This window comes from Actinomadura geliboluensis (assembly GCF_005889745.1).
GTDB lineage: Bacteria > Actinomycetota > Actinomycetes > Streptosporangiales > Streptosporangiaceae > Spirillospora > Spirillospora geliboluensis.
In genome coordinates, this window is sequence record NZ_VCKZ01000273.1 from 1 (window position 1) to 13,000 (window position 13,000).

General features: G+C 67.8%; 17 protein-coding genes and 1 riboswitch. Of the genes, 11 read left to right on the top strand and 6 right to left on the bottom strand.

The genetic code is table 11. The features are described from left to right. Nucleotides 1-131 precede the first annotated feature (131 nt). A complete protein-coding gene (locus tag ETD96_RS30040) occupies nucleotides 132-662 on the top strand; it encodes a hypothetical protein (protein WP_138639865.1) in 531 nt (176 codons plus the stop codon). Here the strand turns inward: ETD96_RS30040 and ETD96_RS48415 are convergent. Further along, a complete protein-coding gene (locus ETD96_RS48415; protein ID WP_240808324.1) occupies nucleotides 647-1,564 on the bottom strand; it encodes a hypothetical protein in 918 nt (305 codons plus the stop codon). The two genes, ETD96_RS30040 and ETD96_RS48415, sit on opposite strands and share 16 nt — an antisense overlap. Here ETD96_RS48415 and ETD96_RS48240 point away from each other — a divergent pair. Beyond that, a complete protein-coding gene (locus tag ETD96_RS48240) occupies nucleotides 1,563-1,976 on the top strand; it encodes an NUDIX domain-containing protein (RefSeq protein ID WP_420884796.1) in 414 nt (137 codons plus the stop codon). The genes ETD96_RS48415 and ETD96_RS48240 overlap by 2 nt on opposite strands. 110 nt (nucleotides 1,977-2,086) lie before the next feature. Here the strand turns inward: ETD96_RS48240 and ETD96_RS30055 are convergent, their stop codons facing one another. Both ETD96_RS30055 and ETD96_RS30060 read right to left on the bottom strand, forming a co-directional pair. Continuing rightward, a complete protein-coding gene (locus ETD96_RS30055) occupies nucleotides 2,087-2,344 on the bottom strand; it encodes a DUF397 domain-containing protein (RefSeq protein ID WP_089324285.1) in 258 nt (85 codons plus the stop codon). Nucleotides 2,345-2,349: 5 nt separating this feature from the next. Beyond that, the gene (locus ETD96_RS30060) at nucleotides 2,350-3,237 is read right to left on the bottom strand and encodes a helix-turn-helix domain-containing protein (protein WP_089324101.1); all 888 of its coding nucleotides are present in this window, start codon (nucleotides 3,235-3,237) and stop codon (nucleotides 2,350-2,352) included. A 151-nt stretch (nucleotides 3,238-3,388) separates the two neighbouring features. On the opposite strand from ETD96_RS30060, the gene ETD96_RS30065 reads away from it, so the two are divergent. After that, nucleotides 3,389-4,165, top strand: coding sequence for an ATP-binding protein (locus ETD96_RS30065; protein WP_138639866.1), 777 nt, complete (start codon nucleotides 3,389-3,391; stop codon nucleotides 4,163-4,165). Then, nucleotides 4,162-4,779 (top strand): hypothetical protein, encoded by a 618-nt coding sequence (locus ETD96_RS30070; protein WP_089324103.1) that lies wholly within the window; start codon nucleotides 4,162-4,164, stop codon nucleotides 4,777-4,779. The genes ETD96_RS30065 and ETD96_RS30070 overlap by 4 nt, the downstream gene beginning before the upstream one ends. 116 nt (nucleotides 4,780-4,895) lie before the next feature. Here ETD96_RS30070 and ETD96_RS30075 read toward each other — a convergent pair whose 3' ends face one another. After that, the gene (locus ETD96_RS30075; protein ID WP_138639867.1) at nucleotides 4,896-5,306 is read right to left on the bottom strand and encodes a DoxX family protein; all 411 of its coding nucleotides are present in this window, start codon (nucleotides 5,304-5,306) and stop codon (nucleotides 4,896-4,898) included. A gap of 156 nt (nucleotides 5,307-5,462) precedes the next feature. Then, a riboswitch (FMN riboswitch) is annotated at nucleotides 5,463-5,593 on the top strand. A gap of 70 nt (nucleotides 5,594-5,663) precedes the next feature. Here ETD96_RS30075 and ETD96_RS30080 point away from each other — a divergent pair. From ETD96_RS30080 to ETD96_RS30110, 7 genes are all read left to right on the top strand, one after another. Next, nucleotides 5,664-6,257, top strand: a complete 594-nt coding sequence (locus ETD96_RS30080; protein WP_089324105.1) for a riboflavin synthase — start codon at nucleotides 5,664-5,666, stop codon at nucleotides 6,255-6,257. Further along, entirely contained in the window at nucleotides 6,254-6,895 is a 642-nt protein-coding gene (gene pnuC / locus ETD96_RS30085; protein WP_138639868.1) for a nicotinamide riboside transporter PnuC, read from the top strand. The genes ETD96_RS30080 and pnuC overlap by 4 nt, the downstream gene beginning before the upstream one ends. Next, on the top strand, nucleotides 6,892-8,130 hold the full coding sequence (locus tag ETD96_RS30090; RefSeq protein ID WP_274704652.1) for a bifunctional 3,4-dihydroxy-2-butanone-4-phosphate synthase/GTP cyclohydrolase II: 1,239 nt from the start codon (nucleotides 6,892-6,894) through the stop codon (nucleotides 8,128-8,130). Before pnuC ends, ETD96_RS30090 begins: the two co-directional genes overlap by 4 nt. Beyond that, a complete protein-coding gene (gene ribH / locus ETD96_RS30095; RefSeq protein WP_138639869.1) occupies nucleotides 8,130-8,642 on the top strand; it encodes a 6,7-dimethyl-8-ribityllumazine synthase in 513 nt (170 codons plus the stop codon). Before ETD96_RS30090 ends, ribH begins: the two co-directional genes overlap by 1 nt. 44 nt (nucleotides 8,643-8,686) lie before the next feature. Beyond that, the gene (gene hisG / locus ETD96_RS30100) at nucleotides 8,687-9,562 is read left to right on the top strand and encodes an ATP phosphoribosyltransferase (protein ID WP_138639870.1); all 876 of its coding nucleotides are present in this window, start codon (nucleotides 8,687-8,689) and stop codon (nucleotides 9,560-9,562) included. Then, nucleotides 9,555-10,001, top strand: coding sequence for a PH domain-containing protein (locus ETD96_RS30105; protein WP_240808325.1), 447 nt, complete (start codon nucleotides 9,555-9,557; stop codon nucleotides 9,999-10,001). Before hisG ends, ETD96_RS30105 begins: the two co-directional genes overlap by 8 nt. Before the next feature lie 114 nt (nucleotides 10,002-10,115). Further along, on the top strand, nucleotides 10,116-10,697 hold the full coding sequence (locus ETD96_RS30110) for a Uma2 family endonuclease (protein ID WP_138639871.1): 582 nt from the start codon (nucleotides 10,116-10,118) through the stop codon (nucleotides 10,695-10,697). 36 nt (nucleotides 10,698-10,733) lie between these two features. Here ETD96_RS30110 and ETD96_RS30115 read toward each other — a convergent pair whose 3' ends face one another. Further along, entirely contained in the window at nucleotides 10,734-11,372 is a 639-nt protein-coding gene (locus ETD96_RS30115; protein ID WP_138639872.1) for a hypothetical protein, read from the bottom strand. Beyond that, the gene (locus ETD96_RS30120) at nucleotides 11,369-12,769 is read right to left on the bottom strand and encodes a selenium-binding protein SBP56-related protein (protein ID WP_138639873.1); all 1,401 of its coding nucleotides are present in this window, start codon (nucleotides 12,767-12,769) and stop codon (nucleotides 11,369-11,371) included. Before ETD96_RS30120 ends, ETD96_RS30115 begins: the two co-directional genes overlap by 4 nt. Nucleotides 12,770-13,000: the final 231 nt, after the last annotated feature.

Below are 13,000 nucleotides of genomic sequence, written 5' to 3' on the forward strand. Positions count from 1 at the left end.
CAGGCACATCGGCAACATATGCCTCCGCAAGCGAGGCTTCAATCGCTTTCACGAACTCCACATGGACCTGCGACGCCTGTGGATATGTGGATAACACCCTGACGGTCAGGCTAATTTAACGGCATTGCAGTATGGAACGGGCAACCCGGATGCGCGAACTTATTGCGCCGCTTACGCGGGACGAAGAACTTGGTCAATTTTTGCGGATAGGCGTGGACGATTCAGGCGAAGTCGATCCGGCGACATTGTTGTACCCCGTCATCTTCGCTTCAGATTTTGACCGCGGCCCGTATCGGCATGTGATTCCAACTCGCCCTGTCACGATAACGGAAATTCGACGCGAGCTGTCTCGTGTCGATGTGCCGCCGTCGCGGATGGTGCCGTTTTTGGCGCTGATACTCGCTACAGATTTCGTCTATTTGGGCTCTGCCGGCCCCTTGGGCGAGGATGAGGCAAAGGTGATTGCCTCGGACATGGTGGATATTCTGGGTCCCAGCGTGGGATGGTGGAGCAATGTAGACTTTCCTGCATGGTCTTGGGAATATGGGGACTTTAGTGGTGAGTTTACTGCAAGCCCGCTCACTGGACACACTTATGACTGTGCAATGGTTGGCATTGGAGAGGGGGTGGCGGTGATTCTTCTCTCTTACGTTGATGATTGAGTCGAATGTCTTTTGCCGTGATGGAGGTGGAGGTCTGTTCTCGTAGAGTACGGGGATCTGAGGCAGCCTTCGAGAGTAGCCTTTAATGCGGGGCGGTTTGAGAGAGGTGAAGGGATGTATGCGAAAAATGGAGAGAGAGTGTGAAGTAACATGGTGAAATCGTCGTTGCGGACGCACTTGAGGCCTTGCGTGTCATGGCCCATCCGGACTACCCGCCACATGCCATGAAGGTCAAGGTGAGGGCTCTCATTAGTCCCGATGTAGATCTTGATTAATTCTGGCCTGAGGATGAAACGGATTTTTCCTTTCTTCTGCAGGCTCTCATAGGTCCTTCGGATGGCGTAGGCGAAGAATCTCTGCAGTTTATTGTCTGCACGCCGAAGAATATCGCGCGCCGCCTGGTTCGGGAGCGGATTATATTCGGGCATCCACTGATACTTGTGGGTAGTCCATGCATTCCGCCGCTCCTGCGAGCTGTAACTGTCGCTATCGAACGTGTAGAGGGCGCCGCGTGGTCGGATATAGTCAGGAAGTTGGCCCGGCTTGGGGCTCACGAATTCGATGACGCATGATGACTCGTGAATATCCTGGTAGAGCTGCTCCAACGTGCGCAGCAGCCCATACGCGGGCAGCGGTGAGGTCGTGGGTGCGGCCGGGCGGCGGCACCGACGTCCAAAGAATTGTCCCGTAGGGCCGGCGATGACCCGCACGTTCATTCTGTCGCGGCGGCACCTGGCTGAGTAGTACGGCCGGTCGGCCGGCAGTCGGTCGTAGGCGGTCAGCGTGCCGTCCAGTACCAGCAGATCGCGCAGACGGTCGTGGCCGCCCGGCTGGAGAAGGTTGTGGTGCCGAAGTTCCACGCCGAAAGCTGCCAGGTCTGGCGCACGGCTGCGCAGCCCCATGAGAGGAATCTGCCATGACGTCGCGCAAGCGCCCAGAGGTGAAGTTCGCGCCGAGAGAGATCTTCGAGAGCATCCTCGATACGCGGTGATCCCCACGTTCGACCTCGTCGTGGAGCTTCCCGAGGGCGGAGGCGTCGTGCTTGTCCGACGCCCTATCGCGCCTTACCAGAACAAGTGGGCGCTCCCCGGCCTGCGCATGTTCAAGCCGGAGAGCATCGATGATGTCATCGCCCGTATCGCCGAGGACGAACTCGGCCTGGACGTCGATGTGAACGGCAAGCGGTTCCTCGGCCAGTACGTCGGCCGCAGTGGGGAGAGGTCCCGCCGGCCACGGGGGCGATGTACCGCTACTACCTGGCCAGGCACTTCAAGCATGCCAATGACCCCCGCGAGGAGCCCGCCCCCGCGCTGATCGCGTGCGTCCTCCGGTCCCGGCCTTGTCCCTCCAGGGATGACTTGCGGAGTGTTGCCCTCAACGAGTCGCGGATAAGGGCAACACTCCACAGGTCAACGCGCCACGCCCTACAGGTCCAGCCTGCCGCTCTTGATCCGGCCGAGCAGGTCGCGGAACACGTCCGAAGTGACCACGTGCCGGGGGCCGGTCGCGTCCTTGCTGTCCCGGATCAGTACAGCATCGGGCGTGCTGGCCACCTCGACGCACTCGTTGCCGCCTACTTGAGACTTGCTGCTCTTGCGCCAGGCCGCAGCGACCTCGACGCACTCTTGACCGCCAGCGCTGGACTTGCTGCTCTTGCGCCAGTTCGTCCTAGAAAGCTCCATGGTTGTCACTCAATCAATCTTGTGAGGTATGCGCTAGTTGCGGCAGGATCCGTAGCCCTGGCGCGTAGCAGATCAAACCTGGCCATGTAGCGCTCTAGCTCATCTTCCTCCTCCATCATGCGGTCGTCGATCGTGGTTTCGAGGTAGACGATGTCTCGGTCAGCAGCTCCGGGGAACTTCAGATAAACGAACGGTTCGCTGGTGCCTGGGTAGACTCCGTCAGCGATCTTGAGGATCTGTACGTCAACGTTAGGTCTCCCTGAGACCTTGATGAGATGGCGGATCTGCTCCGACCGTACCTGGGGGTTGCTGATCCGAAGCAACGCGTTCTCATCGATCAGCGCATGGAAGCGGCAGGGGGATGACCGTCTCGTGAGGATCATCTGGCGTTGCGTCCGGGCATCGATGTGGCGCTTCAGTTCGTCGTCGTCAACCATGCCCGCATCGCGATTGATCATCTCGACGTATCCAGGCGTTTGAAGCAGGCCCGGCACGAGTGTGGTTTGGAACGCGTAGATCTCTGAGGCGCCTGCCTCCAGCCCCACGAAGTCGTCTCGGAAGACGTCGTTGTACCTGCGCCACCAGCCGCGCTGGCGAGCCTCCCGGGTGAGCTTGATCAGAGCTTCGCGGTCACTGCCCTCGACGCCGTACAGCTCGCAGAGGTCGGCGACGGCGTCGCTGCTCGGTTCGACCCATTTGGCCTTTTCGATGTAGTTGAGCTTTGTGTGACTCCAGTTGAGCTGCCTGCATACCTGGGCTGTCGTCATGCCGCACTGCTTTCGCAGGTCAACCAATTTCCGGCTGAGTGCACGTTTCTTGATCGTCGGACTGTACCCGCTAGCGCGAATGTCTGCCATGTCCATTCCTTCCATTTTGTGGGTATTTAGATTCATGATCGCAAGAATCTGGATTATCTATCTCGCTTAGCCTTGCGATCTAGGCGCGAATGAGTTCATTATCTAGTCCGTAACGCAGCGTTCGCAGCCGATTACGGAAACGATCATGCTGCTTCGGACATAGATCCCTCGCGTAGAGGAGACCCCCATGGTTCACGGCCATCTCCCCGATCTGGTGCTCGGCGGGTGTTCGGCCTGGCCGCTGCCCGCCGACGAGACCTGCGCCGGTGTGGCCCGTGCACACCTTCGGGTGGCGCTGACGGCGGCCAAGGTGTCGGGCGAACTCGTCGAGGACGTCACGCTCGCGGCGTCCGAGCTGGTGACGAACGGCCTGCGGCACGGCATCGGCGGCGCTTCGGGCCGCGCGGAGGCGGCGCCGGGGCGGCGCGTCCTCGAACTGTGGGCCTACCACCGGGTCACGCCGGAGAGCCAGCTCGTGTTCAAGGTGTTCGACCCGAAGCCCGAGTGGACGCGTCCCGGCAAGGCGGACGGCGCGTGGGCGGAGAACGGCCGGGGAATCGCGGTCGTCGAGGCGCTCTCGTCGGCTTGGGGCTGGCACCGGACGCGGTCCAGGCTGGGGCCGCTGCCGGTACCGGGCAAGGCGACCTGGTTCTGCGTCCCGGCCGCCCGGACGTGCGCGTCCCCGGCGCGCCCGCTCCCATGGGAGGCGGCCGTGGTGCTGCGCCGGCTGCTGATCGCTCGGGGACTGGACGGCACACGCTGCCACCACGGGTCCGACCGTTCGGTGGTCGCGCTGCGGGGGCTGACGGTGTGGTCCGAGCCGCCGGGCGTGTTCCGGTGGCGCGTCCGGCCGGGGACGCGGAACGCCTACGCGTGCAGGCCGTTCGCGGATCTGCACGATGTCGCCGACGAGGTCGTCTGCCACCACGAGCACGGTGTCGTTCCCGGAGACGGTGCCCGATGACGGCTCGTCCCGAAGAGCGGGCGGAGTCGCTCGTCCGAGAAGCACGGGACGCGGCCCTCGCCGTCCTCGCGCGGGACGACTCGGCCGCCGAAGCGAGCCGGAGCCTGGCCGGTGCGGTGGTCGTGCTCGCCGACGTCCTGGACGCGCACCGTCCCACGGGAACGGCTGCGTGTCCGGCGTGCGAGACGGCGGTGCCCTGCCCGACCGTGCGTCGCGTCGCCGCCGCGCTCGTCTTGCACGGGGCCTGCCAGGGCGCACCGCTCGACCGCGGTGCTGCGTGGGCGTGTGCGGACGCGCACTACAACCGCCCGTCCACGGGCGGCGCGCGTCGGCTCGTCCTGCTCAGCGACCTCGGCGCCTTCTACGTCGCCAGGGGCGTGTCGGCGGTGCTGTCCGAGCCGCCGCAGGTTCCGGTGCCCGATGGGGAGACTGTGCTGGTGCTCGACAAGGAGAGTGGCCGGACGAGTCGGTGGCCGCTTCTTCCGGACGCCGACCTGATCGTCCAGTACCGGCGCTACCTGCGCGGCGAACCGATGGTCTTCGGCGAGCGGGCTCTTCGTCCCCGGCTCTTCCAGAGGGGCGCTTGGACGATCCGCAGTTCCCCGATTCCGTGAGGCAGGCCGTGGCTGCGGCATCTCCGGGCCGCGCGCTGCAATGCCTTCAACGCGCGGACGCGGATGAGTCACCGGAGCCGCGCCGCCGGGGCCGCTCGGCGGCGCGGCCGACCGGGTTAGGTGAAGAGGGGGCCTACCAGGTTCAGGCCGGGGTGGTTGTCGGAGGCGTACAGGACGAACAAAGCCAGGGCGCCGCCGGCCAGGGAGAGGTCCTTGAGGAACTGCTGCTGCTCCATCTGGCGCGCCTCCGGGGACTCCTGCGTCCAGAAGTCGTGGAAGACGAACGCCGTGATGAGCAGGAACGGGACGAGCGCGATGGCGGCGAGGTCCGGCCAGATGCCGAGGACGAGCAGGACCGACGCGAGCAGGATGTAGGCGCCGGAGACCTGCACGGCGAGCTTGGCCATCGGCAGCTTCTTCGCGGCCGCGTAGCCGGCCATCGCGTCGGTCGCGGTGAGGTGGCCGATGCCGGCGCCGATGAAGATCGCCGTGAAGGCGATGCGGGCGATGAGGGCGACGACGTCCATGACTGCCTCCTGGGGGAAAAGTCCGTCATGCGTCACTTGTGGCGGAGGGTGTACCCCGGGTTCAAGATCGTTGAACGTTCAATCCAGGACGGCCAGTGGTGATGGTCACATGGGCCGCGGAATGCAAGGCATGGCACACTGGTTGGCAAAGCATGAACGCGTGCTCCGGGGTCGGTGAAATTCCGAACCGGCGGTGACAGTCCGCGACCCGGCCGAAGCCATCGGCCGGTTGACCCGGTGGAATTCCGGGACCGACGGTTAAAGTCCGGATGGGAGGCAGCGCGCGGTACGCCCCTGACCTGGGGCGTACGACGATGTACGAGTGTCCCCGGAGCCCTGAACTAGGAGGCCCGGGAGATGTTCACCGGCATCGTCGAGGAGCTCGGCGAGATCGTCGCGATCGAGATCCGGGGGGACTCGGTCACCCTCGCGATCCGCGGCCCGCTCGTCACCGAGGACGCCGTCCACGGGGCGTCGATCGCCGTCAACGGCGTCTGCCTCACCGTGGTGGACGTCCAGAACGGGGTCTTCTCCGCCGACGTCATCAAGGAGACGCTCGACAAGTCCAGCCTCGGCGCGCTGGAACCCGGGTCCAAGGTCAATCTGGAACGCCCCGTCCGGCTGTCCGACCGGCTCGGCGGCCACCTGGTGCAGGGCCACGTCGACGGTGTCGGCGCGATCCTCTCCCGCGAACCGGGGGAGCGGTGGGACGTCGTGACGGTCTCCCTGCCCGCCGACCTCAGCCGGTACCTGGTGAACAAGGGCTCGATCACCGTCGACGGCATCAGCCTCACCGTCGTGGAGGCCGGCGCCGACCGGTTCAGCGTCGCCCTCATCCCGACGACCCTCGCCCTCACCACGCTCGGCCACAAGAAGCCCGGCGACCCCGTGAACCTCGAGGTGGACGTCGTCGCCAAGTACGTCGAGCGCATGCTGGGCGACCGGTCGTGAACTGGCTCGGCGCGGGCTTCGAGGTGTTCGGCGAGCACATCCTCTGGACCGATCTCACCGGGAACGTGCTCTCGCTCGCCGTCGTCTGGCTCGCCATGCGCAAGACCCTCTGGACGTGGCCGGTCCAGCTCACCGGCGCGCTGCTGCTGCTCGCCGCGTCCCTGCACGCGAGCGTCCCCGGCAACGCCCTCAAGCAGGTACTGTTCTGCGGCCTCGCCCTCTACGGGTGGACCATGTGGACGCGCGGGCGGCGCGAGACCGACGCCATCGTCGTCCGGCAGGCCACCGCCCGGGAACGCGCCGTCCTGCTCGGCGCGCTCGTCGTCGGCACGGCCGTGGTCGCCCAGCTGTTCGTCCACCTCGACTGGCTGAAGGTCGCCTGGTCGCCGTGGGCCAACGCCTACATCTTCGTCGGCAGCGCGGTGGCGACGTACGCGCAGAGCCGCGCGCTCGTCGACTTCTGGATCGTGTGGGTGCTCGTCGACCTGGTCGGGGTGCCGCTGGCGCTCAAGTCCGGGCTGTACGTCTCCGGCGCGGTCTACGGGATCTTCTTCGTGATGGTGATGGTCGGGTTCAACAACTGGCTCCGGGAGTCCCGGAGCGCGCAAATCCCCAGGCAGAAGGCGGTGACCGCATGAGCGGCAACGACATGACCGGCGACGGCAGCGGCATCTTCGACTCCATCGAGGCGGCGGTCGCCGACATCGCGGCGGGACGCCCCGTCGTGGTCGTCGACGACGAGGACCGCGAGAACGAGGGCGACATCATCTTCGCCGCGGCCAAGGCGACGCCCGAGCTGCTCACCTTCACGATCCGCTACACCAGCGGCGTCATCTGCGTCCCGATGGAGGGCGCCGACCTCGACCGGCTCCAGATCCCGCTGATGACGGCGCAGAACACCGAGCGGATGCGCACCGCCTACACCGTCAGCGTGGACGCCCGCCTCGGCGTGACCACCGGCATCTCCGCCGCCGACCGGGCCAAGACCATCCGAACCCTGTGCGACTCGGCGTCCGAGCCCGGCGACCTCGTCCGGCCCGGCCACATCTTCCCGCTGCGCTACCGGGAGGGCGGCGTCCTGCGGCGGCGCGGCCACACCGAGGCCGCCGTCGACCTCGCCCGGCTCGCCGGCCTCGCCCCCGCCGGCGTCCTCGCCGAGGTGGTGAACGAGGACGGCACCATGGCGCGCCTGCCCGAACTCCAGATCTTCGCGAAGGAGCACGGGCTCAAGCTCGTCTCCATCGAACAGCTCGCCGAGTACCGCCGCCGCACCGAGGCGATGGTCACCCGCGTCGTGGAGACCCGCCTGCCCAACCGGTTCGGGTCGTGGCGCGCCGTCGGGTTCTCCAGCGCCGTGGACGGCGGCGAGCACATCGCGCTCGTGCTCGGCGAGGTCGGCGACGGCGAGGACGTCCTGATCCGGGCCCACTCCGAATGCCTCACCGGCGACGTCCTGCACTCCGAGCGCTGCGACTGCGGCACCCAGCTCGACGCCGCCATGGAGCGCATCGCGCAGGAGGGGCGCGGCATCGTCCTGTACCTGCGCGGGCACGAGGGGCGCGGCATCGGCCTGCTCGCCAAGCTCCAGGCGTACGCGCTGCAGGACAACGGCTCCGACACCGTGGACGCGAACCTGGAGCTGGGCCTCCCGGCCGACGCGCGCGAGTACTCCAACGCGGCGCATATGCTGCGTGACCTGGGCGTACGCTCCATCCGGGTGCTGACCAACAACCCCGACAAGCTCAAGGGCCTGGACGGCTTCGGCGTGGACGTGCGCGGACGCGAGGCCATGCCCGTCGTCGTGACCGAGCACAACCGGCGTTACCTGACGGTCAAGCGGGACCGTCTCGGACACCAGATCGAGGGACTCTGATGAGCGGCGCAGGACGCCCCGAGGACAGGACCGTCGACGCCGCCGGGCTCACGCTCGGCGTCGTCTGCACCCGCTGGCACGGGCAGATCACCGACCGGCTGCTGGAGCGCGCGCTCGCGGCGGCCAAGGAGTGCGGGATCGACCAGCCCGTCGTCGCCCGCGTCGCCGGCGCGCTCGAACTGCCCGTGGTCGCCCAGCAGATGGCCCGCGACTTCGACGCCGTCGTCTGCCTCGGCGCGGTCATCCGGGGCGCCACCGCCCATTTCGACTACGTCTGCGACTCGGTGACCGCGGGTGTGACCCGCGTCGCGCTCGACGAGTCGACTCCGGTGGGCAACGGGGTCCTCACATGTGACACCATTGAGCAGGCACTGGAACGCAGCGGGCTGCCGGGCAGCTCCGAGGACAAGGGATGGGAGGCGACTGTGGCCGCACTCGACACGGCACTGACCCTGCGAGGTCTGCGGCATCACGGTCACGCCGGGCACGGCCTGGAGCATCTGGGCTCCTGATCGACCCGGCATCCCGTACGCATCCTCATCCGAAAGGCAATTCCGTGCTGTCACTCGTCCTGCCCAAGGGGTCGCTGGAGAAGGCGACCATGCAGCTGTTCGACGCCGCCGACCTCACCGTCCAGCGCACGTCGGACCGCGACTACCGCGCCTCCATCGACGACCCCCGCATCGACCGGGTCCGGGTCCTGCGCCCGCAGGAGATCCCGACCTACCTGGAGCAGGGGCTGTTCGACCTCGGCATCACCGGCCGCGACTGGATCACCGAGACCGACGCCGACGTCGTCAGTCTCGGCGAGCTGAAGTACTCCAAGGCGACCGCCAACCCGGTCCGCGTCATCATGGCGGTGCCGGACGGCGCGCCCTGGCAGTCGGTGTCCGACCTGCCGGAGGGCGTCCGGATCTCCACCGAGTTCCCGGCGATGACCAAGCGGTTCCTCGACGAGCACGGCGTGAAGGCCACGGTCGTCCCGTCCTACGGCGCGACCGAGGCGAAGGTGCCCGACATCGTGGACGCGATCGTCGACCTCACCGAGACCGGCTCGTCGCTGCGCAAGAACGGCCTGCGCATCCTCGACACGCTGCTGACCAGCTACACCGAGCTGGTCGCCAACCGCGAGGCCTACGAGGACGCCGAGAAGCGCGCCGCGATGGAGGACATCGCCCTCCTGCTGCAGGGCGTGATCCGCGCGCGCGGCAAGGTGCTGCTGAAGCTGAACGTCGCGCAGGCCGACCTGCGGAACGTCCTCGACATCATGCCCGCGATGTCGTCGCCCACGGTGACCTCCCTCGCCGGCGGCGAGTCGAACGCCGTGGAGTCGGTGGTCGCCAAGCGCGGCGTCAACACGCTGATCCCGGCGCTGAAGGCGGCGGGCGCGCACGACATCCTCGAGATCCCCATCGCGAAGATCGTTGACTGAGACTCCGGCACTGCCGACCGTGTGGCGTCCCCGCACCACCCGGATCGTCGCCTACATCACGGCGGGCGTGATCGTGCTCGGCCTGATCGTGCTCGCCGTGGTGGTGCCGGAGCAGTACAAGCTGTTCGACCGCGTCCTGATGGTCGCGTTCGGCGCGGCCGTCGCGTGGATCCTGCACATGCTGGCGCGCTGCCGCGTCGCCGCCGACGAGTCCGGCGTCACGGTCGTCAACGCGTTCAACACCCGCCGCCTGGAGTGGCCGCAGATCCTCGACGTCACGATGAACGTCGGCGACCCGTGGCCCACCCTCGACCTGGCGGACGGCACCTCCATCGGCGCCATGGGCATCAACGGCGCCGAGAAGGCCCTCGCCGCCCGCCAACTCGCCGAACTCCAGACCCTCCTGCACGCCAAGGGCGAGGCCCCCGACCCCGCCTGACCGTCCCCGATCCAGGCCTTGTTCTAGGCTGTTGCCAGGACCAGGGCAACGCTCGTGTGCAAGGGTAAGCGCATGAGCGCTCAGAGTGTCGAAGCGATCGCAGAAAGTGGTCACATGGACGCCGCACCGCTGCCAGACTGGGTGTTCCCCCCGCCGGACGGTTTCACCGCTGACGACTTCCTGCGCATGCGCGGTCTGCACCGGCACACCGAGCTGATCGACGGGAGCCTGGTCTTCGTGAGCCCGCAGCGGATGTGGCACTCCTGGGTCCTCAGCCTGCTGTCCATCGAGTTGGACGACCAGGCGCCGTCGGAGTTGCGGGCCGTGCGGGAGATGTCGGTCAAGCTGGCGAAGCGCCAGGTGCCCGAGCCCGACGTGTCAGTCGTCAGGGCGGAAGCCGTCGATCCCCTGCGCACCTGTTTCGAGGCGGAAGAGGTCGTGCTCGCGGTGGAAGCCGTCTCGCCGAGTTCGGAGGAGTTCGACCGGGACACGAAGCCGCGCCGGTACGCGGCCGCCGGGATCAAGCATTTCTGGCGGGTGGAGCTGGAGGAGGAACGGACTGTCGTCTACGTGTACGAACTCGATCGCGCCACAAGGTCGTACCTCCTCACCGGAATCCATCACGACCGGCTCAAGCTGACCGTGCCGTTCGACATCGAGATCGACCTCACCGCCGTCGGCAAGCGCACACGGTGACCACGGGCGGCGCCCCCGCGTTCGGTGTCCGGGGTCTCACAGGGCGGTGAACAGGGTGACGGTCCCGGCGCCGATGAGGGCGACGGCCCAGACGCGGTCGAGGTTGAACCAGGCGCGCCGCAGCACCGCCAGGCCGACGATCTCGTAGACGAGCACCGCGATGACGCCCGCCACGGCGAACATCGACAGCGTGTGCACGGCCGTCACGAAGATCCCCGTGGACAGGGCGCTGCCGGACGACGACGCCAGCCCGTGGTCGTGGCCCGCCGGGGCCGTCCCGGACGCGGTGAGCACGGGCAGCAGCATCAGCCCCGCGCCGTGCACCGACGACATCAGGAACGACCACCCGGCGAGCTGCCACAGCGAGATCCGCATCCCGACCCAGCGGAAGTGGCGCCGCGACAGCAGCCGCCACAGCCCGAAGCCGACCAGCAGCGCGCCGCCGCCGATCGCGACCGCCTGCGTCGCGACGACCGACCGGGTCAGCGCGATGAGGACCGCGACGGCGCCGACGGACGCGGCGTGCCCCGCGGCGATCGCCGGGAGCGACTGCAGGACGAGCGCCCTGCTGCGCTCCTGGAGCCCGCGGGCCACCGCGAACAGCCACCCCATCGCCGGATTGAGCCCGTGGAACGCCCCGAGCACCACGAGCGCGGCGAGCGACCCGTCGCTCACGGGTAGCAGTAGGAGTCTGAGGAGGCGTCGCCGCCCTGGAGGCGGGTCTGGTGGGGGCGGCGGCCGCGGAAGGCGTCGCCGTTGGGGAAGAAGCGTTCGTCGAAGGCGAAGCCGTCCGGGGTGGAGTCGAGTTTCGCCATCCACGCGCCGACGCCGTCGGGGTAGAACTGGTCGTCCCACGAGCCGTAGAGCGAGTTGGTGACGTAGACGCGCCGGCCGTCGCGGCTGATCTCGACCATCTGCGGGCCGCCGGCGAGGGGGCGGTCCGGCGCGGACGGGTGCGGTGTCCGGTTGACGATGCCGCCGATGCGGACGGAGCCGGCCTCGACGGGGTTGAACGGGTCGCTGACGTTGTAGCGCTTCAGTTCGCCGGTGCCCCAGCAGGAGACGTACAGCCACTGGTCGTCCACGGACAGGTCGATGTCGGTGACGAGCGGCGGCACCGCGCCGAACGGCTGGATGACCGGTGGCAGGTCGGCGGGGTCTGCGGGTTCGGCGGGGATGGTGATGACCTTGGTGGCGGTCCAGGCGTCGCCGTCGCGGTGCCAGACCCAGACGGACGCCGACAGGTCCTCGACGTTGACGACCACGCCCGCGAAGCCGTAGAGCTTGGTCGGGTCGTGCGCGGGGCGCAGCTCCAGGACCATCTGGTGCTCGTCGCCGAGGTCCACGGTCTGGACGTGCTTGCGCTTGCGCAGGTCGAAGAAGTTCAGCGCGTGCCCGTACTTGCGGCCGAGCAGCAGTTCGCCGACGACGCCGTCCTCCACCATGGACGGGGTGCCCCACTCGGACGTGACGAGGACGTCGTGCGCGATGTGCCACCACGCGTCGTAGGCGAGGTACTGCGGGCCCCGGTCGACCTCCCAGCGGCCGAGGACGTCGAACGAGGTGTGGTCGAGCAGCGCGATGCCGCCCGGCCCGTCCTCGCCGTTGGCGCCGCCGAGCGCGGTCAGGTAGAGGCCCTCGGGCCCGCAGTGGACGGTGTGGGGCCGCGAGTAGCCGGCGCGCTTGGCCAGCTCGTCCGCCTCCAGCACCTTGACGATCTTGGGGGCGGTGGGGTCGTCCTTGGTGTCGATCACGTACACCCGCGACGACCGCAGCCCCGGCACGATGAGGTACCGGCGCTCCACGTGCGGGTGCGGCGACCCGGGGCACAGCGCGCTGCTGCAGGCGTTCCACCCGAAGTGGTGCAGCTCGTCGCCGAGGTAGGGCAGTTCCGTCCAGCCGACCACGGACCCGTAGGACGAGGAGCCGGGGTCGACGTCCAGCACCGCGACCGCGTCGGGCTTCGCGGCGGCACGGTCGAAGGCGACCACGTAGGCGAGCTTCTCGGCGGGGGCCGAGGCCGCGTCGCGGGGGGAGGCGTAGAAGGTCGGATCCGGCTTCCACAGTGCCATGGTCGTCCTTTCGTGCGGGCTGCGTCGGGGCTTGCAGGGGTCGGGGGCTTGCAGGCAGGCGACCTGACCTGCGGTCTCGCTCACAGGTCGGCGGACATGCCGAACCGACGAGGTCCTGGAACCGGGCGATGCGGTCGCGGAACGTCCGGCGCGCGACCCGCTCGGCCATCCCGCCGCGCTCCTGCCCGCCGAGGACGGCGTTCAGCAGCCGCGCCATCAGCGTGTCCGGCG